This window comes from Lientehia hominis (assembly GCF_021044755.1).
GTDB lineage: Bacteria > Bacillota > Clostridia > Lachnospirales > Lachnospiraceae > Lientehia > Lientehia hominis.
Genome location: NZ_JAJNOR010000002.1, coordinates 156,436 through 174,083 on the forward strand (window position 1 = coordinate 156,436; position 17,648 = coordinate 174,083).

The following is a 17,648-nucleotide window of genomic DNA, read 5'->3' on the forward strand; positions in this document are numbered from 1 at the left end:
TCAATCTCCTTCTAATTCTCATCCGCCAGAGCGGCCTTTATCATGATCGCACATTCAATGCGCTTTTTCTGCATCTCACAGCCGATATCATAAGCGTCTGTAATGGAGCCGTGGAAATTGTAGGAATTCGCGGCGCATCCTCCGCTGCAGTAAAATCTGGCAAAACAGTTCCTGCACTTTTCTTTTGCATATACATTGCAGAGCTTAAATTCATCCCTAACCTCCGTGTTCACCACTCCGGCATCCACATTTCCCAGAAGGAATTTCTCCTGCCCTACAAACTGGTGGCACGGGTATAGGTCACCCCACGGGGTGACCGCCAGGTATTCTGTCCCTGATCCGCATCCAGAAAGACGCTTTGCCACACAGGGCCCCTGGCTCAGATCTATCATGAAATGAAAGAAATTGAAGCCTCTCCCATTCTGTTTCCTTTTTATGTATTCCCTGGCCAGCTTATCATATTCAGAAAGTATCTGTGGCAGGTCTTTTTCCCTTATGGAATAATCCGCCTCTGGAGGCGCTACCACCGGTTCCACGGAAATCTGGTCAAACCCTTCGTCGGCAAAATGAAGCACGTCCTCCGAAAAATCCAGATTGTGCCTTGTAAAGGTCCCTCTGATATAATAGCTTTTGCTGCCGCGGGCTTTGGCAAATTTTTTAAATTTGGGCATGATGATGTCGTAGCTGCTCCCTTTTCCGTTTCTCGTGGGACGCATCCTGTCGTTGACCTCCTTGCGCCCGTCAACACTCAAGACTACATTTGCCATTTCCTTATTCAGGAATTCCGTGACTTCGTCGTCAAGAAGCATTCCGTTGGTCGTCATTGTAAAACGGAAGTTCTTATTAAATTCTTTCTCCTTGGAGCGGCCGTATGCCACTAATTTCTTGACCACTTCCCAGTTCATCAGCGGCTCGCCGCCGAAAAAATCCACCTCGAGGTTCCTCCGGTTCCCGGAATTCTCTATGAGAAAGTCCAAAGCCTTCCGGCCCACCTCATAGCTCATGATAGCCCGGCGGCCGTGATACTCTCCTTCCTCCGCAAAGCAGTACTTACAGCCCAGATTGCAGTCATGGGCCACATGCAGGCATAGAGCCTTGACCACAGTCTTTCTGCTTTTAAAATCTGTTACATACTGCTCATATATGTCTTCCGTGAACAAGAGCCCTTCTTCCGATAGCTCCTTGATCTCACTGAGCGCTTCCCGGATATCCTCCTCCGGATACTTCCCCCGCAGCTTTACCGCCGCTGCCTCCGGATTTTCTTTTTCATAAACGGCAATGGCATCATATACCACGTCATCCACTACATGGACAGCGCCGCTGCACACATCCATGACAATATTGTATCCATTGCTTTTATACTGGTGAATCACTGCCGGATTTCCCCTCTCTGTATACGTCGTACCGCAAAACAGCCCTCTTGGGCTGCGCTTTCCTGTTGACAGAAGAAAGACACTTCGCATATGCAAAGTGCCCCCTACATGCCGTATTACGATAATGAGGGAGCGTAGCCGCTCCCGTCTTAACATTATTTATGGTTTTCGCAGGACTGGTTCCCTACCGTACAGGATGTCTTACATGCAGACTGGCAGGATGTCTGGCATTCGCCGCAGCCGCCCTTTTTCATGGATTCCTTTAACGTACTGGAAGTTAATGTCTTGATTCTCTTCATTGTCCTATCCTCCTATCTAAACCTGATTTGAGTCATTATAGCACATAATCTTCCATAAGAAAAGGTCTTTTTCCAAATATTCCTTCATATCTTGTCTTAAATCCAACATGAATTCTATCAGAAAGAAGGTAATCCCATGGCTTCCGTTCCCAAGAGCAAACCCTTGTCTCTCATCCGTTCCCTGTTGTCTTCTTACGTGCTCACAGGAGTCCTTTTACTGCTCCTGTCCTTTCTGCTGTATAAGATGAAGCTTTCCAAAAACCAGATCCACATAGGAATTTATGTCATCTATGTCCTTTCCTGTCTGTTCGGAGGATTCCTGGCCGGAAAACAGACAAAGACCAGACGGTTCATGTGGGGCGGCCTGTCCGGCATCCTCTATTTCGCCGTATTGTTCCTAATCTCTATGATCCTTCACCGGGGCATCCAGACAGGTATTCCCGGAATCCTCATCTGTTTCTGCCTCTGCGCCGGCTGCGGCACACTGGGGGGCATGTTCAGCTGACCTGTCTTGACATATGGACGTCCTTAGTGTAAAATCATCCTAACTATCCATAGACTGGGAATATTTTCCCTCTATGTATGGCAATATATTATTTAAAGAAAATGGAGTGATGATTTTTGGACCCAAGTGACGTCATACAGATTGTCGTTCTTCTTGTGCTGTTGTTTCTGTCTGCATTTTTTTCTTCTTCGGAAACGGCCCTTCTGTCCATGAGCAACGTACGAATCCGTACTTTGATTGATGAAGGAAACCAGAAGGCAGTGACCCTGGAAAAAGTAGTGCATAACAAAGGCAAAATGCTGAGTGCCATCCTGATCGGCAATAATGTGGTGAATCTGAGCGCATCTTCCCTGATCACCTCACTGGTGATCAAAAAATTCGGCAATGCTTATGTCGGTATTGCCACCGGCGTAATTACCCTGCTGATCCTGATCTTCGGAGAAATATCGCCGAAGACTATGGCTACCTTAAAAGCAGAGAATATCGCGCTTAAATTCGCCGGGATCATTTCTGTATTAATGAAGATCCTGACACCTGTAATCTTTATCGTGAACCTGCTGGCAGGCGGTTTTCTCCGCCTCATGGGCATAGATCCAAATGCCAAATCTGACACCATCACCGAAAATGAGCTGCGCACCATCGTGGATGTAAGCCACGAGGAGGGCGTCATTGAAAGCGAAGAACGGTGGATGATAAATAATGTGGTGGATTTTGGCGACGCTCAGGCCAAGGATATCATGGTACCGCGCATCGACATGGTGTTTGCCAGTGAAGACGCCACTTACCAGGAACTCCTGGAAATTTTCCGTGAAAATATGTTCACCCGCGTCCCGATCTACCGGGATACCACTGACAATGTGATCGGCATCATCAACATGAAGGACTTGCTGTTCTATAAAGAAGATACGCCCTTCAACGTGCAGGATTACCTGAGGGAAGCCTACTTTACTTACGAATTCAAGAAAACCTCTGAGCTTTTCATTGAAATGCGTCAGAATTCCGTGAGCCTGGCCATTGTCCTGGATGAATACGGCGCCACCGCAGGTCTGGTGACGCTGGAAGACCTCCTGGAAGAAATCGTTGGGGAAATCCGTGATGAATACGATGAGGACGAACTCGAAAGTCTCCAGAAAATCAATGACTTAGAATACCGGGTGGAAGGTTCCATGAAGCTGGACGATATCAATGAAGCCCTGGGGCTTGACTTATCTTCTGAAGACTATGATTCCGTGGGAGGCCTCATCATCGGGGGACTGGATCATGTCCCTGTAGACGGTGAAAGCATCACCGAGGACGGCATCCGCTTTGTGGTGGAGACCATGGACAAAAATCGAATCGAATGGGTGAAGATGTATCTTCCTGAAAAAACAGAGGATGAAGAAGATCATACAGAACCCGCTGACGATAAAGAAGAGACCTTATGATACGATAAAAGCCCCTGCGCTGACTGTAAGACCGACAGCGCAGGGGCTTTTTTATCCTTTATTCTGTTTTCACTAAAATTCCGTCTTTATCCAGACCTTCATTCCGCCTGGCTCTCATGATACAGTACACAAAATCCAATACGTAATACAGAAGTACTGCTATGACCAGAATCTTTCCCAACGCCATACTGTAGCTGTCCGCCAGCCGTACCACTGCCTTGTGGAGGAATGCGAACAGGAACACCGCGTAAAATCCCCACGCGATCGTACTCTCCAGGCAGATAATTCCCTTATAATTAAAGGGTTTTTCCTTATAGTCCCACCAGACTGCGCCGAACACCTTCAGCATGATATGAGCGGTAATGAACTCCAGAGTCGTCGCCATCAGAGTTCCCAGAAAATATACGGCTACGTAGTTTCCGGATACCGGGCTGAGGATAAAGTATGCGGCCAGCGCTCCCACTCCATAGATCGGGCAGATCGGCCCCCGTACAAATCCACGGTTAGTCGGCTTCCGGTTACAGAAGGACATGTAGATGGACTCCACAATCCATCCCAAAACACTGTAGATCACAAACCAGTTGGCAAAGTGGTAAAAATCAGTTGTCAAAAACGGGGCATCCCACATAAATGAGCTCCTCTCTTTAGACTTTTTTAAGAATTTTTATAGTTTCTTCATTGCATTACCCACTTTACCATACTTCGTTCTATTTTACCATAGCTTTTTCTATGAATATTATTTTAAAATTTCCATAAGAATCTTATTCACCATGGCCGGATCTGCTTTCCCCTTCATGGCTTTCATCGTCTGACCCACAAGAAACCCTATGGCTTTTTTCTTGCCGCTCCTATAGTCTTCCACGGATTGAGGGTTGTTTTTCACGATTTCTTCAATGGTCTCCCTCAGCGCACCCTCATCCTGTACCATGGACAGCCCTTTTTCTTCCACATAGCTGACAGGATCGATATCTTGCCCAAACATGATCTCAAATACTTCTTTCGCCACAGTGCGGTTGATCTTCCCCTGTTCCACCAGACCGATAAGAGCTGCCAGATGGGAAGGGCTGAAACGGATATCCTCAGGATCCATATCCGAATCCTTCAGCAGCCTCATGGTCTCCACCATGAGCCAGTTGGAGACTTCCTTCGGCTTACAGCCCAGCGCGATGGTCTCCTCAAAGATATCTGCCATTCGTTTGGAGGCGGTCAGGATATCGATATCGTATTCTGGAATTCCATACTCTTCCTTGTAGCGTTCCCGTTTTTCATCCCGAAGCTCCGGCTGCTTTGCTCTTATTTCCGCCAGCCACTCGTCACTTATGACCACCGGCACCAAATCCGGCTCCGGAAAATACCGGTAGTCCTGGGCATCCTCCTTGGAGCGCATGGCATAAGAGCATTCTTTGCCGTCGTCCCATCTCCTGGTCTCCTGAATCACTTTGCCCCCGTCCTCCAGTATATCGATCTGGCGGCTTCGTTCTCCTTCTATGGCCCTTGCAATTGCTTTAAATGAATTCAGGTTCTTCATCTCTGTCCTGGTGCCAAATTCCTCTGTTCCCGCTTCGCGGACCGACAGGTTTACATCTGCCCTCATGGAGCCTTCCTGGAGTTTACAGTCAGAGGCTCCCAGATATTGGATGATCAGCCTCAGCTTATCCAGGTATGCGATCACTTCCTCCGCGGAACGCATATCCGGCTCGGATACGATCTCGATCAGCGGAACTCCGCTTCTGTTGAAGTCGACCAGAGTACAGTCCTCCCACTCGTCATGAATGAGCTTTCCCGCATCCTCCTCCATATGGATCTCATGGATCCGGATGATTTTCTTTCCTTCCGCCGTCTCGATCTCAATGCCGCCGTCTCTGCATATCGGCAGGTACAGCTGGGAAATCTGGTAGTTCTGGGGGTTATCCGGATAAAAATAGTTTTTACGGTCAAATTTGCAGTATTGGGTAATGCTGCAGTTAGTCGCCACCCCCACCGCGGCGGCATATTCCACCACCTGTTTATTCAGAACCGGCAGGGAACCGGGCATGCCCGTGCATACCGGACACGTATGGGTATTCGGTTCGCCGCCGAACTCGGTACTGCAGGAGCAGAAAATCTTCGTCTTAGTGGCCAGTTCCACATGAACCTCCAGTCCGATGACTGTTTCGTACTGTTTACTCATCTTTTCCAGCTCCTTTCTGCGCCAGCGGGCATCTTTCATAATTCCTTGCACATTCATACGCATATGCCGCCCGGAAAAGCTTCTTTTCCTGGAAGCAGTCTCCGATCAGCTGCATTCCTACAGGCAGCCCATTTTTGTCGGCGCCGCAGGGTACGCTGATACCGGGCAGGCCCGCCAGATTTACCGATATGGTATAGATATCTCCCAAATACATTTTAATGGGATCGCTCAGGCTTTCTCCCAGCCGTGGAGCCGTAGTCGGCGCCGCCGGCCCCAGGATCAGATCATATTTCTCAAAAGCCTTGTCAAAGGCTTTCTTGATCAGCGCTTTCGTACGGAGCGCTTTCAGATAATACGCATCATAGTATCCGCTGCTCAGGACAAAGGATCCAAGCATGATCCTCCGCTTCACTTCTTCTCCGAATCCTTCGGAACGTGTCTTTTTGTACATCTGATGGAGTCCCGCATAGTCTTCCGTCCGGTAAGCATACTTTACCCCGTCAAACCGTGCCAGATTGGAGCTGGCCTCCGCGGAAGCAATGATATAATAGGCGGGAATTGCGTATTCCACCAGGCTCAGATCGAACTCCTCCAGAACTGCTCCCTTTGCTTCCAGCGCCTTTGCCGCTTTCAGGACTGCTTCCTTCACTTCGCTGTCCAGTCCCTCTCCAAAATAGTCTCTCGGAATGCCGATCTTCATTCCCTTCACATCGTCCACCAGTGCTTCCGAAAAACGATAATCTTCCCTCGCCACACTGGTGCTGTCTTTTTTATCGTGGGAGGCAATCACTTCCAGGATTGCCGCACAATCCGATACGTCCTTTGCTATCGGTCCGATCTGATCCAAAGAAGAACCATAAGCGATCAATCCGTAACGTGAAACCGTGCCATATGTGGGTTTTATTCCGGTCACACCGCAGAAGGAGCTGGGCTGCCGGATGGATCCTCCGGTATCCGACCCCAGCGCATACGGGCATTCTTCTGCCGCCACAGCCGCGCAGGAACCGCCGGAAGAACCGCCCGGCACATGTTCCGTATTCCATGGATTTCTGGTGACCCCAAAATATGAAGTCTCCGTAGTGCTCCCCATGGCAAACTCATCCATGTTTGTCTTCCCAACTATCACCGCTCCGGCTTTTTCCAGATTTAAGACTGCTTCCGCCGAATAGGTCGGTTTGAAGTTCCCCAGTATTTTAGAGCTGCAGGTGGTGAGCAGCCCCTCCGTGCACATGTTATCTTTAATGGCGACGGGCACTCCCGCCAAGGGGCCGTCAAGCAATCCGCTGTCAATCTGTTTCTGTACCTCATCGGCGCGTTCAAGAACAGCTTCTCTGTCCGCCACAGTCACGAAGCTGTGGATCTCCCCCTCCCTCATCTCAATGGCCGCCAGAGAGGCTTCCGCCGCTTCTCTTACAGTGACTTCCTTTGCCTTTATCTTTTTTCCCAGCTCAACGGCTGTCAGACTCATCAGATTCAAAGTATTTCCTCCTTTATCCCAATCTCACCCGGTGTCTTCATGATACCCGGACATACTTCATTCCGCCACAGGCCCGGTGTACAAGGCCGCAGGCTCATTCCACAGTCTTCGGCACCTTATAGCAGCCGTCTTTTCTGTCGGGCGCATTAGCCAGCATATGCTCCCTGTCATCACCGTTCGTCACCACATCTTCCCGGAACACATTATGGACCGGAAACACATGGGACATAGGCTCCACGCCTCCTGTATCCAGCTCGTTCAGCATATCGATATAGTCCAGCATATTCGCCATATCCTTTTTGGCATTCTCCTTTTCCTCTTCGGAAAGCTCCAGCTTGGCCAAAATCCCCACATATTCAATCGTCTCGTCTGTGATCACGTTCTTTGCCATACCATACTCCTTTCTTTCCACTGTCCCGCATGTATTCTCACTCAAATATCCTAAAAACTCAATCGCCATGACGGCGCATGTCTCGCTGCCTCCGCGTAAAAAATCCCGGAACATACGTAATGTATATTCCGGGACGAATCGACTCCGTGGTACCACCCGAATTAAAGCACAGTCTGCATGCTGCGGCTCTCACTCTTCACTTAACGCGTGTCACGGGTAAACCTACTCTGTTCAGAATACCGGCTCCCGGGTGTTCCTCATCCTCATTCCACCTGACGGCGCTCTCAGTCGGCGGCGCTGCCTTCCTGTCATGTTCCAAAGGATAAAGTCCCGTTCCTTGTCTTTCTCTGTCTTCCTATTATATACAGCTTTTCCGGCTCCCGGAAATTGCTCTTATCGTATCACAGTTTTTCTCATATGACAAGGGGGAGTTTCACGATTTTTCCCCTTCTTCCTCCGCCTTTTCTTCATCGGAATCCGCAGCTTCCTCTTCTTCATCATCTGCATCTTCATCGTCAGCAGGATTCCGATAAACCGCCGCTTTTGACGCGATTGACATCCTGGGCTGTTCCTGCTGAACGACCGCGCCGAACAATCCCCTTCTGGGAGCGGGAGCCGCTTCCCCGTTTTCAAGGGCCGCTTTCTCCGCCTCTTCTTTTTCCTTTTCTGCCAGCACCTTATATCCCTTATAAGAAGTAAAGAGCACCCAGATAGCCGTAGCCGCAAATATCACAATACACACGATGCTGATTATCCGATGGACTCCCACCACCACGCCGTCGTAAGTCAGCTCTTTTCCAATGGAATACGAAGTATAGAGCAGGTAAAAAGCCGCCACGACCCGGAACATGAGAATCATCTTTTCATTCCGCTCTCTTTTCTTCCTGCCGAAAAGTCCTCTCTTTTCTTTTTTTTCTTCTTCCTCCGGGGCTTCTTCTTCTCCGGACAGAGACGCGTCCTGCAGCTCTTCCATTTCCACCGTCTCTATTGTTTCTTCTGTTTTCTTTTCTTCTTCCAAATCATACCGCCTTCCCAAATATCCTCCCGGTGAATTCCCGCCGGGGGCACATTTCATATCACTGCATCATAGTTATTTATTTTATCATTAAGTATAGGGAAAAGGCAATCTTTTTATAATATTTTCACAGAAACGTCTAAAATTTTTATTTGTTTTTCTCATTCATCAAAATTTACAGGGGTTTTCTTATTGTACTTTAAAACTCATTAGTAATTATTAACAAATTTATTATGCCTTTCATGTGAAAAATGACCGTTTTCTCTTGACAATTTCCGTTCTTGCGTGTAATCTATAGTTAGGTTACTGGGAAGTATTGTCATATTGCACAGTAGACCTGTTTTTGTCGGCAATGATTAAACTGATATAAAACTTATTTTAAGGAGGCGTATTGTTTTGTCAAAAGAAATGATCAGAAAAGTATTTGAAGACGGTGAGGGCGTTTTACAGTTAACACCTACCTGGGTGCCTAGGGGATTCAATGAACCCGGCCGCAGATTAAGACTGCATCCCGATGATTATTATGCACTTGGTATGGACCGCGGCGGCATTTGTGAAAGATGGCTGGGTTCCCTGGCAAAAGCTCTGAATGGCCCCAAGACCGGTGAAACAGAAGGTATGAGCTATGTCCTGACGGATAAAGCTTCCAAAGCCACCGAACTTTTCAAGGATTTCGTGGACGAACTCGGAGCGGATCTGATCGGCGGCAGCCTCATGGACAAGTATGGCACATGGCCTACATTCGCCAAGTTGTATGATTATGACAAGCCTTTATTCCATCATCTGCATCTGACTGAGGAAAAAGCGAATAAGATCGGCATGCACGGCAAGCCTGAGGCATATTATTTCCCGCCTCAGTATAACTGCTCTTATCTTGGAAGATTTCCTCTTACCTACTTCGGTTTCGATCCTTCCACCACAAAGGAAGAGGTCATGGAGTGCCTGAAGAATTATGACGTGAAGGACACAAGGATCACGGAGCTTTCCCGCGCGTACCGGATTCAGCTGGGAACTGGCTGGTATACCCCCGCAGGCGTTATCCATGCACCCGCATCTCTCGTTACATATGAGCCTCAGTGGAACAGCGATGTAAACACCATCATGGAAAATGTGACCATGGGCGAGGTAAATCCTCATAACCTCCTGACTGACTGCGCTCCCGAAGAGGAAAAAGACGATCTGGATGCAATCTTTGCTCAGATTGACTGGGAAGAGAGCACCCGGCCCGACTATAAAGAGACTTATTTCCGCGCACCTAAGATCAGACAGGAATCTGATGAAGCCGTTGAAAAGTGGGTCGCATATGCGAACGAATGGGTCGCTGCCAAAGAGGTCACCGTACTTCCCGGCCAGAGCTATGTGCTGAAAGACGCTGCCTGCTACTGCGCGCTGGTATCCCAGGGCCACGGCACCTTCGGCAAATTCGAATGCCAGGCTCCTGAGCTGGTACGTTATGAGGACCTGACCGCAGATGAATTCTTTGTATCCGAATCTGCCGCGAAAAAGGGAATCAAGATCACAAATGGAAGCTCCTATGAGCCCCTTGTGATCCTTCAGAACTTTGCAAACAACAACCCCGAAGTACCGGAAACCGTTTAATCTCAAACTGTGAAAAATGATATTTGGAGGGCAACCAATGTATTTTAAATTTGGCGTAGACAGCTTCATCTGGGCTGAAAGCTTCAGTGAAAAAGATTTATGGATCATCCCCAAAGCAAAAGAGATGGGATTTGAGGTCATTGACTTCGCCATCTCCAATCCTTTTACGTTTCCGACAGAGGCCGTAAAGAAAGAACTCGACAAGGTCGGCATCGACTGCGTATGCACGACGACTCTGACACCGGAGACCAACCCGATCTCCCCCGATCCGGAAATCCGTAAGGCTTCCGTAGCGGCCATGAAAAAATGCATCGACATCTGCAATTACTTGGGTGCTCCTATCCTGGGCGGCGTCAACTACGCCGGATGGGGATATCTGACTAAGAAACCCCGTACCGAGCAGGAATGGTCCTGGGCTGTGGAATGCATGAAAGAAAATGCAGAATATGCCAAAGCTACCGGCGATGTAACTATTTGCGTAGAGTGCGTAAACCGTTTTGAGACTCACTTCCTGAACATCGCGGAAGATGCTGTTAAATTCTGTAAGGATGTGGGAACCGGTAATATGAAGGTCCATCTCGACTGCTTCCATATGATCCGCGAGGAAAAGAGCTTCGCCGGAGCCGTAAAGACCTGCGGAAAGGAATATCTGGGTTATATTCATGTAAATGAAAACGACAGAGGCATCCCTGGAACCGGCCTTGTACCGTTCAAGGAATTTTTCCAGGCCGTACACGAAGTCGGATATGACGGACCTCTGGTCATCGAATCCTTTGACCCCAGCTTTGAGGAGTTATCCGGAAACTGCGCGATCTGGCGTTCCTTCGCTCCTACAGGAGAAGATCTGGCCCGCGACGGCCTGGCAAATTTAAAAGCCATCGCTGCAGAGCTGTAAACTGACCTAATACCAATATGGAAAAGTAGGGGTTCCTTTATTCCCGATCAAGGTAATATGGCCCGCAGAATGTAACCTGTCCTGCGGGCTATTTTAAAGAAAGAGGTAAATGTTATGAAAATTGCGATTGGTTGTGATGAAGCTGCTTATTCATTAAAAGTAGCCGTCATGAAACATCTGGACACAAAAGAGGATGTGGAGTATAAAGATTTCGGCGCCGAAGCCGGCGAAGTAATCCTCTATCCCGATGTAGCCCAGAAAGTTGCCGAAGCTGTGGCAAGGGGAGAATTCGACAGAGGCATCCTGGTCTGCGGCACCGGCATCGGAATGTGCATCACCGCTAACAAGGTACCCGGCATACGCGCCGCTGTCTGCCACGATCCTTTCTCCACCGAGCGCTCCAGAAAAAGCAACAACGCCCAGATCATGTGCATGGGAGAACGTGTCATCGGTGTCGAACTGGCGAAATACCTGGTGGATATCTGGCTGAAATGCGATTTTTCCGGCGGCGGCTCCACCCCTAAAGTAGAACGCATTATGGAGGTCGAGGCCTCCTATCGTAAATAAATCCCGGCCATCCGGATTACAACTCACTTAATATTTGAAGGGAGAATCATTCCATGAATAGAATTGTCAATGATCCGAATTATGTAGTAGAGGACATGTTAAAAGGCTTTGTAAAAGCCAATTCCGACATTGTCGCAGCAACTGATAATTCCCGTGTGTTAAAATATGTAAACGCACCGGTAGAAGGCAAGGTAGGCATCGTAACCGGCGGTGGTTCAGGACATAAGCCCGCTTTCATCGGCTATATCGGAAAGAATATGTGTGACGCCGTGGCCGCAGGAGAGATTTTCTCCTCACCTACAGCAAAAGCATTTCTGGACGCGATGAGAGCCGCTGATTCCGGAAAAGGCGTTGCCTGCCTTTACGGCAATTACGCCGGCGACAACATGAACGTGAAGATGGCCGTAAGAAGCGCCAAAAAAGAAGGGATCACCGTTAAGACCGTCGTAGCCAACGATGACTGTGCTTCTGCTCCTAAGACAGAGCTGGAAAAGCGCCGTGGTGTTGCCGGAGAAGTATTGATGTGGAAAGTCGGCGGTGCAAAGGCTTCCATGGGAGCAGACCTGGATGAGGTCATCGCAGCTGCTCAGAAAGCCATTGATAATACTCGTTCCGTAGGTATCGGCACAGCTCCCTGTACCATCCCCGCTGTCGGACATCCCAACTTCACAATTGAAGACGGAACTATGGAAGTCGGCATTGGCCATCACGGTGAACCCGGCATTAAGGTTGAACCCATCAAAACAGCAGATGAAATGGCAGTTGAGATGCTGGATATCATCCTTCCCGACCTGCCTTTCACTTCCGGAGATGAAGTTGTCGTTCTGCTCTCCGGTCTTGGCGCCACTCCCGTCATGGAGCAGTATATCGTATACAACAAAGTGGAAGAGGTGCTGGCTGAAAAAGGCATCAAGGTACATAAAGCATATGTAGGCAACTACTTTACTTCCCTGGAAATGATGGGCGTCACATTAACTGTTATGAAGCTGGACGATGAACTGAAGGAATGCATTGATATGCCCGCTGATTCCGTAGGCTTAAAGCAGTTATAATCCTTCGTTAAGATTCCACGATACATTGAAAAAAGGAGAAATCATCATGAATTTCAAAAACAGCGAGGCTGGTTCTGTAGTCCTTGGACTGATCAAGACGATCCAGGACAACAAAGATTTTTTAAGTGAAGTAGACGGCAAGATTGGCGACGGCGATCACGGCATCAATATGAATAAAGGTTTTACGATGACCGGAGAAAAATTAGCCGGTAAAGAATTTAACATGGCCGAAGGTTTAAGCATATTGGGCGCTACCCTTCTGGAGGATATCGGGGGTTCTATGGGCCCTCTGTACGGAGTATTCTTCGATGAGATGTCCATGGCTTGTGAAGATAAAGAAGAGATCGACGCAGATGTGTTCAAAGATATGATCTGCAACGCGGTGGACGGCGTAATGGACATCGGCGGAGCAAAGCCCGGGGATAAATGCCTGTTGGATGCCATGGTTCCCGCGAGAGACGCATTTTGTGCCGCTTTGGAGGCCGGCAAAGATTTCAGCGCCGCTCTGGATGATCTGAAAGTGGCAGCAAAAGAAGGATGGCAGTCTACAGAAGGCATGATCGCCAAGATCGGCCGTGCGAGCCGTCTCGGCGAGAGAAGCCGCGGCGTCCTGGATGCCGGCGCCACCAGCTCATACCTGATGCTGACCTCACTGGCAGATTCCATGCAGGCACTGATGAAATAATATCAATCTAAACTCTAACATTATAAAAACAATAAGGAGCGGATTCTCTTGAATAAGAAATCCGCTCTTTTTCCTTATGCCGAGCCGTCTGGGCAATATCATTACGCAGCCATTCCGGAAGCTGCGACAAAGTGATTGCTCCCAGAAAATGGATGTATTAATATCACCTGATTTCCTATCAACGTAATCAGGAAAAGGGCATGTGCTTCGGCACATGCCCTCATTTTTATGTATTCCGATACCAAAGAATCTCCAGGATTATTTCAGGTATTCGTCTACATTGTCCTTGGTTACCAGAACGAAGTCAACCATAACTTCTTTGCTTGCGGGAGCAGTTCCTGCAACCATGTCTGTGATAACCTTAACAGCTGCTGTCATCTGGCCAACGCCGTCCTGAAGAACGGTAGCGCCAAGCTCACCAGCTTTGATCATTTCAAGAGGAGTCTGGTTTCCATCTACACCTACACAGATGATGTCAGATCTGCCAGCTGCGTTGCAAGCAGACTGTGCAGCGGAAGACATATCATCATTGTCACAGATAACAGCTACCAGCTCATCACCGTATTTAGCAATTGCATTCGTTGCAGCGTTTGCAGCCAGGTCGCCCTTCCACTGTGTATCTTCATCAGCAACCATCTCGAATTCTTCATGAGGATCCAGAACTTTGTGCATACCTTCTGTACGCTGAATCTGTGCGGAGTTGCCTAAGATACCGTTGCAGTGAATGTACTTGCCGCCTTCGGGGCAGTTATCCAGTACCCACTGTCCAAGCAGAGTACCTGCATATACGTCATCAGAACCACAGTATGCAAGAGCCAGGTCATCGGTGCTCGTAGTCTTGGAGTTTACAACTACTACGTTGATTCCTGCTTCAGACATCTGAACTACAGCGGGGTCAGAAGCTTCTGCCTCTGCGGGCAGGATGATAACAAAGTCACATTTCTTAGCGATACAGTCCTGTGCACAGTTAATCTGTGTAGGAGCATCGGTATTGCCGTCCAGGATGCCTGTCCACTCATCAATGGTTCCGTCTGCTACCAGGCCATCGAAGGTTGTTTTTGCATATTCATTGATGGGACCATGGAAGGGGTCAGTCAGGTTCTTGGAGATATAACCAACGATAATCTTGCCGTCGTTGTTTACATCTGCTATTGCTCCGCCCTCTGCCGCTTTTGTCGTCTCATCCTTTGCAGCAGTCGTCTTCTCTTCTGCTGCTTTTGTCGTCTCTTCCTTTGCAGCGGTCGTCTTCTCAGCTGCCTTTGTGGTTTCTTCTGACTTCTTGCCACCACAAGCTGCCAGGCTGAGTACCATCATTGCTGCTAAAAGTACTGCCAACACTTTTTTCATTTCTTTTTCCTCCTTTTTTGTTCGCCTGAACATATCAGGCTCTTTGTTTATATTACCACATTTATCCTATTAAGTCAACGTGGTTTTATAACTTATTACCAATGGATTCCAGACATTTTTCCCGATATTATCGAGAATTTTTTCCAAAACCAGCACAATTACCAATGTTTTCGCCATGAACATGCGCAATCCGTCAATTTCGTGTTGTTTTATTTCATGGAATCCTATAATTCCGCCGCGGCAGAAGAAATATCCCCTCCGCGGCAAAATCTTCATTTTTCTGCTTCTATAATAATCCTTATTTACGATTTCTTCCGTTAATAGCCATATCCAGCATAACCGTGCCGATGATGATGGCGCCGCGGATGATGGACTGCCAGTTCGCATTGATACCGATCAGGTTGATGCCGTTATAGATAAAACCTACGATAAAGATACCCATGAGCACACCAGGCATCGTAGCGATACCGCCCGCAAAAGAGGTGCCGCCGATTACACTGGCAGCAACGGCATCCGTCTCATAGCCGACACCCAGGTTGGACTGGCCGGAACCCGTCTTAGCCGCCATGATCACCGCCGCGATACCAGCCAGAAAACCACTGATGGTATAGCAGATGACTTTGATCCGGAACTCACTGACACCAGAGGCAACAGCTGCGTTGGCATTGCCGCCGACAGCCAGGATATAGCGTCCGAGCTTCGTCCAGTGGAACATGATGTACATGATGACAAAGACTACAAACAGGGCAACGATCGGATAGGGAATCACTCCAAAAAGCTTACCGTAGTAAAGATTCTTCACGCCGGCGCCGAAAGTGATTGCCTTACCTCCGCTGATAACCTGAGCAGCGCCTCGGATGATCAGCTGCATGGACAAGGTAACAACGAAGGGAAACATATTGAATCTGGCGATCAAAAAGCCGTTGATAAATCCAAACAATGTGGACACCGCAACACCGATCAGAATACCAACCGCAATCGGCATCCCGTTATTGGTGATCATCTGTCCCATGATAACGCCCACGACTGCCAGCTGCGCGCCTACAGTCAGATCAATACCGCCGGTGGTGATGGCAAGGCACATACCAAACGCCAGCATTCCGTTAATGGAAATCTGTGTGATAATGTTTACAATATTAGTACCGCTTAAGAATACGGGCCGGTAAATCGCAATCGCAATGATCATGATGACCATGATGACGCTGATACCGTATTTGCCCATAAACTGACGGAACGTTTCCCGTTCCATTCCTAAAATCTTCTTTTCGCTTTTTGCAGCCATTTTTCTCTCCTCCTATTTTCCACCAAACTCTTTTGCCAGGATGACTTCCTGAGTTGCCACACCACTCTGAATCTCCTCACGGCTTACTTCACCATTCAGCTTGCCTTCATGGTAAATCAGCACCCTGTCACTCATACCCATGACTTCCGGAAGCTCGGAGGAAATCATGATGATCGCCATTCCCTTTGCCGCGAACTCGCACATCAATGTATGAATTTCCGATTTCGCGCCCACGTCTACGCCTCGGGTAGGTTCATCCAGAATTAGGACCTTAGGATTTGCCATGACCCATTTCGCAATGACCACCTTCTGCTGATTGCCGCCGGAAAGAGAATACGCATTGTGTTCGATGCTCGCCGCCTTTACAGTCAGCTTCTTCGATACCTCGGCACATTCTTTTTTCTCCCGCCTCTGGTTGATCAGAAGGCCGCTCTGTTTTTCAGGAAGATTCGGAAGAGAGATATTCTCTCTGATGGAACGGAACAGACAGAGACCATAATTCTTTCTGTCTTCATTCACCATACAGATTCCCTTTTTGATCGCAGATCTGGGACTTTTGATGGTGATCTCTTCTCCGTTCAGATATATTTTGCCGCTTTTCAGCTTATCCAGGCCAAAAATCGCCCTCATGGTCTCGCTCCGTCCGGAGCCTACCAGTCCGGTCAGGCCCAGGATTTCTCCCTTATGCACCTCAAAGCTGATGTCCTCAAAGCCATCTCCGCTCAGGCCCTCTACTTTAAATACTGTTTCACCAATCTCACAGTCAACCTTCGGGAACACATTCTTTACTTCCCGGCCGACCATCATGGAAATCAGCTCATCCTTCGTGACGCCGTCCATGGAACGGTCGCCTACATAAGTACCGTCTCGGAACACAGCCACACTGTCACAGATCTCAAAAATCTCGTCCATACGATGCGAGATATAAATGATCGCCACACCTTTTTTCTTCAGATCACGAATCACCCGGAACAGATGGTTTGTCTCCTCACTGTCCAGAGAGGAGGTAGGCTCATCCATGATGATCATACGCGCGTCACAGGAAACTGCTTTGATGATCTCTATCATCTGCATCTGAGCCAATGTAAGCTTCCCCATTACAGTCGTCGCAGGATAAGGGAAATCAAACTGGTCCAGAATTTCCTGGGCTCTCTTATTCTGCAGCTTCTTATTCAGGAAAATGCCCCCGTGCACATCTTCCCTGTTCAGGAAGATACTCTCCGCGATGGTCAGATGCGGTTCGGGATTCAGCTCCTGGTGGATCATGGAAATACCTGCGCGCATGGCGTCTACGGGCCCTTTCGCCGTATACGGCCTGCCCTCGAAGGTCATGGTACCGGCATCGGGCTGATGGAGACCGATCACGGCTTTCATCAGGGTGGATTTGCCGGCGCCGTTTTCACCCAGCAGTGCAAGAACCTCGCCTTTCTTGACATGAAGCTGGACGTCCGCCAACGCCTGAGTACCGCCGAATGCTTTATAAATGCCTTCACATTCAAAGATGTACCCTTCTTTGTTATTCATGTTTTCTCCCAACTTTTCTCACCTCTATGCTTTCTTTTTTGGC

The 17,648-nt window shown here is 48.5% G+C and carries 17 protein-coding genes; 7 read left to right on the forward strand and 10 right to left on the reverse strand.

The window, feature by feature from the left end; all coding sequences use genetic code 11:
• Positions 1 to 11: 11 nt before the first annotated feature.
• Both scfB and scfA read right to left on the reverse strand, forming a co-directional pair.
• Positions 12 to 1,373 (reverse strand): thioether cross-link-forming SCIFF peptide maturase, encoded by a 1,362-nt coding sequence (scfB, locus tag LQE92_RS05555; protein ID WP_231062054.1) that lies wholly within the window; start codon positions 1,371 to 1,373, stop codon positions 12 to 14.
• 155 nt (positions 1,374 to 1,528) lie between these two features.
• On the reverse strand, positions 1,529 to 1,672 hold the full coding sequence (scfA, locus tag LQE92_RS05560; protein WP_147596131.1) for a six-cysteine ranthipeptide SCIFF: 144 nt from the start codon (positions 1,670 to 1,672) through the stop codon (positions 1,529 to 1,531).
• Positions 1,673 to 1,808: 136 nt separating this feature from the next.
• On the opposite strand from scfA, the gene LQE92_RS05565 reads away from it, so the two are divergent.
• Positions 1,809 to 2,177 carry a TIGR04086 family membrane protein gene (locus tag LQE92_RS05565; protein WP_231062008.1) on the forward strand — a complete coding sequence of 123 codons (369 nt, stop codon included), beginning with the start codon at positions 1,809 to 1,811 and terminating at the stop codon, positions 2,175 to 2,177.
• Between the two features lie 116 nt (positions 2,178 to 2,293).
• Positions 2,294 to 3,601 carry an HlyC/CorC family transporter gene (locus LQE92_RS05570; RefSeq protein WP_231062009.1) on the forward strand — a complete coding sequence of 436 codons (1,308 nt, stop codon included), beginning with the start codon at positions 2,294 to 2,296 and terminating at the stop codon, positions 3,599 to 3,601.
• Positions 3,602 to 3,659: 58 nt separating this feature from the next.
• Here the strand turns inward: LQE92_RS05570 and LQE92_RS05575 are convergent, their stop codons facing one another.
• From LQE92_RS05575 to LQE92_RS05595, 5 genes are all read right to left on the reverse strand, one after another.
• Positions 3,660 to 4,211 (reverse strand): putative ABC transporter permease, encoded by a 552-nt coding sequence (locus LQE92_RS05575; RefSeq protein ID WP_231062010.1) that lies wholly within the window; start codon positions 4,209 to 4,211, stop codon positions 3,660 to 3,662.
• A 126-nt stretch (positions 4,212 to 4,337) separates the two neighbouring features.
• Complete coding sequence (gene gatB / locus LQE92_RS05580; RefSeq protein ID WP_231062011.1) at positions 4,338 to 5,771, reverse strand: Asp-tRNA(Asn)/Glu-tRNA(Gln) amidotransferase subunit GatB; 1,434 nt, start codon at positions 5,769 to 5,771, stop codon at positions 4,338 to 4,340.
• Entirely contained in the window at positions 5,764 to 7,239 is a 1,476-nt protein-coding gene (gene gatA / locus LQE92_RS05585) for an Asp-tRNA(Asn)/Glu-tRNA(Gln) amidotransferase subunit GatA (protein ID WP_331001248.1), read from the reverse strand. Before gatA ends, gatB begins: the two co-directional genes overlap by 8 nt.
• A 103-nt stretch (positions 7,240 to 7,342) precedes the next feature.
• On the reverse strand, positions 7,343 to 7,639 hold the full coding sequence (gene gatC, locus LQE92_RS05590; RefSeq protein ID WP_231062013.1) for an Asp-tRNA(Asn)/Glu-tRNA(Gln) amidotransferase subunit GatC: 297 nt from the start codon (positions 7,637 to 7,639) through the stop codon (positions 7,343 to 7,345).
• Positions 7,640 to 8,072: 433 nt separating this feature from the next.
• Complete coding sequence (locus tag LQE92_RS05595; protein ID WP_231062014.1) at positions 8,073 to 8,714, reverse strand: hypothetical protein; 642 nt, start codon at positions 8,712 to 8,714, stop codon at positions 8,073 to 8,075.
• A gap of 336 nt (positions 8,715 to 9,050) precedes the next feature.
• Here LQE92_RS05595 and LQE92_RS05600 point away from each other — a divergent pair, with 336 nt between their 5' ends.
• The 5 genes from LQE92_RS05600 (at position 9,051) to dhaL (ending at position 13,452) form a co-directional block, all read left to right on the forward strand.
• Complete coding sequence (locus tag LQE92_RS05600; protein ID WP_231062015.1) at positions 9,051 to 10,253, forward strand: cupin domain-containing protein; 1,203 nt, start codon at positions 9,051 to 9,053, stop codon at positions 10,251 to 10,253.
• 37 nt (positions 10,254 to 10,290) lie between these two features.
• Positions 10,291 to 11,148, forward strand: a complete 858-nt coding sequence (locus LQE92_RS05605) for a sugar phosphate isomerase/epimerase family protein (RefSeq protein ID WP_231062016.1) — start codon at positions 10,291 to 10,293, stop codon at positions 11,146 to 11,148.
• A 114-nt stretch (positions 11,149 to 11,262) separates the two neighbouring features.
• Positions 11,263 to 11,715: a ribose 5-phosphate isomerase B gene (gene rpiB, locus LQE92_RS05610; RefSeq protein ID WP_147596139.1), complete on the forward strand. Its 453-nt coding sequence runs from the start codon at positions 11,263 to 11,265 to the stop codon at positions 11,713 to 11,715.
• A 53-nt stretch (positions 11,716 to 11,768) separates the two neighbouring features.
• Positions 11,769 to 12,767 (forward strand): dihydroxyacetone kinase subunit DhaK, encoded by a 999-nt coding sequence (locus LQE92_RS05615; RefSeq protein ID WP_231062017.1) that lies wholly within the window; start codon positions 11,769 to 11,771, stop codon positions 12,765 to 12,767.
• Between the two features lie 46 nt (positions 12,768 to 12,813).
• The gene (dhaL, locus tag LQE92_RS05620) at positions 12,814 to 13,452 is read left to right on the forward strand and encodes a dihydroxyacetone kinase subunit DhaL (protein ID WP_269141874.1); all 639 of its coding nucleotides are present in this window, start codon (positions 12,814 to 12,816) and stop codon (positions 13,450 to 13,452) included.
• A 258-nt stretch (positions 13,453 to 13,710) separates the two neighbouring features.
• On the opposite strand, the gene LQE92_RS05625 is transcribed toward dhaL, so the two are convergent.
• From LQE92_RS05625 to LQE92_RS05635, 3 genes are all read right to left on the reverse strand, one after another.
• Entirely contained in the window at positions 13,711 to 14,766 is a 1,056-nt protein-coding gene (locus tag LQE92_RS05625) for a substrate-binding domain-containing protein (protein WP_231062018.1), read from the reverse strand.
• A gap of 331 nt (positions 14,767 to 15,097) precedes the next feature.
• Positions 15,098 to 16,081, reverse strand: coding sequence for an ABC transporter permease (locus tag LQE92_RS05630; RefSeq protein ID WP_231062019.1), 984 nt, complete (start codon positions 16,079 to 16,081; stop codon positions 15,098 to 15,100).
• Between the two features lie 12 nt (positions 16,082 to 16,093).
• Positions 16,094 to 17,605, reverse strand: coding sequence for a sugar ABC transporter ATP-binding protein (locus LQE92_RS05635; protein WP_231062020.1), 1,512 nt, complete (start codon positions 17,603 to 17,605; stop codon positions 16,094 to 16,096).
• Between the last annotated feature and the right edge of the window lie 43 nt (positions 17,606 to 17,648).

Bases quoted from the DNA above. Each gene is read 5' to 3' on its own strand.
- gatC (WP_231062013.1), bottom strand. From the start codon at position 7,639: ATGGCAAAGAACGTGATCACAGACGAGACGATTGAATATGTGGGGATT.
- LQE92_RS05595 (WP_231062014.1), bottom strand. From the start codon at position 8,714: ATGAAATGTGCCCCCGGCGGGAATTCACCGGGAGGATATTTGGGAAGG.
- dhaL (WP_269141874.1), top strand. From the start codon at position 12,814: ATGAATTTCAAAAACAGCGAGGCTGGTTCTGTAGTCCTTGGACTGATC.
- gatA (WP_331001248.1), bottom strand. From the start codon at position 7,239: ATGAGTCTGACAGCCGTTGAGCTGGGAAAAAAGATAAAGGCAAAGGAA.
- scfA (WP_147596131.1), bottom strand. From the start codon at position 1,672: ATGAAGAGAATCAAGACATTAACTTCCAGTACGTTAAAGGAATCCATG.
- gatB (WP_231062011.1), bottom strand. From the start codon at position 5,771: ATGAGTAAACAGTACGAAACAGTCATCGGACTGGAGGTTCATGTGGAA.
- LQE92_RS05565 (WP_231062008.1), top strand. From the start codon at position 1,809: ATGGCTTCCGTTCCCAAGAGCAAACCCTTGTCTCTCATCCGTTCCCTG.
- rpiB (WP_147596139.1), top strand. From the start codon at position 11,263: ATGAAAATTGCGATTGGTTGTGATGAAGCTGCTTATTCATTAAAAGTA.
- LQE92_RS05615 (WP_231062017.1), top strand. From the start codon at position 11,769: ATGAATAGAATTGTCAATGATCCGAATTATGTAGTAGAGGACATGTTA.
- LQE92_RS05625 (WP_231062018.1), bottom strand. From the start codon at position 14,766: ATGATGGTACTCAGCCTGGCAGCTTGTGGTGGCAAGAAGTCAGAAGAA.
- LQE92_RS05630 (WP_231062019.1), bottom strand. From the start codon at position 16,081: ATGGCTGCAAAAAGCGAAAAGAAGATTTTAGGAATGGAACGGGAAACG.
- LQE92_RS05635 (WP_231062020.1), bottom strand. From the start codon at position 17,605: ATGAATAACAAAGAAGGGTACATCTTTGAATGTGAAGGCATTTATAAA.
- LQE92_RS05605 (WP_231062016.1), top strand. From the start codon at position 10,291: ATGTATTTTAAATTTGGCGTAGACAGCTTCATCTGGGCTGAAAGCTTC.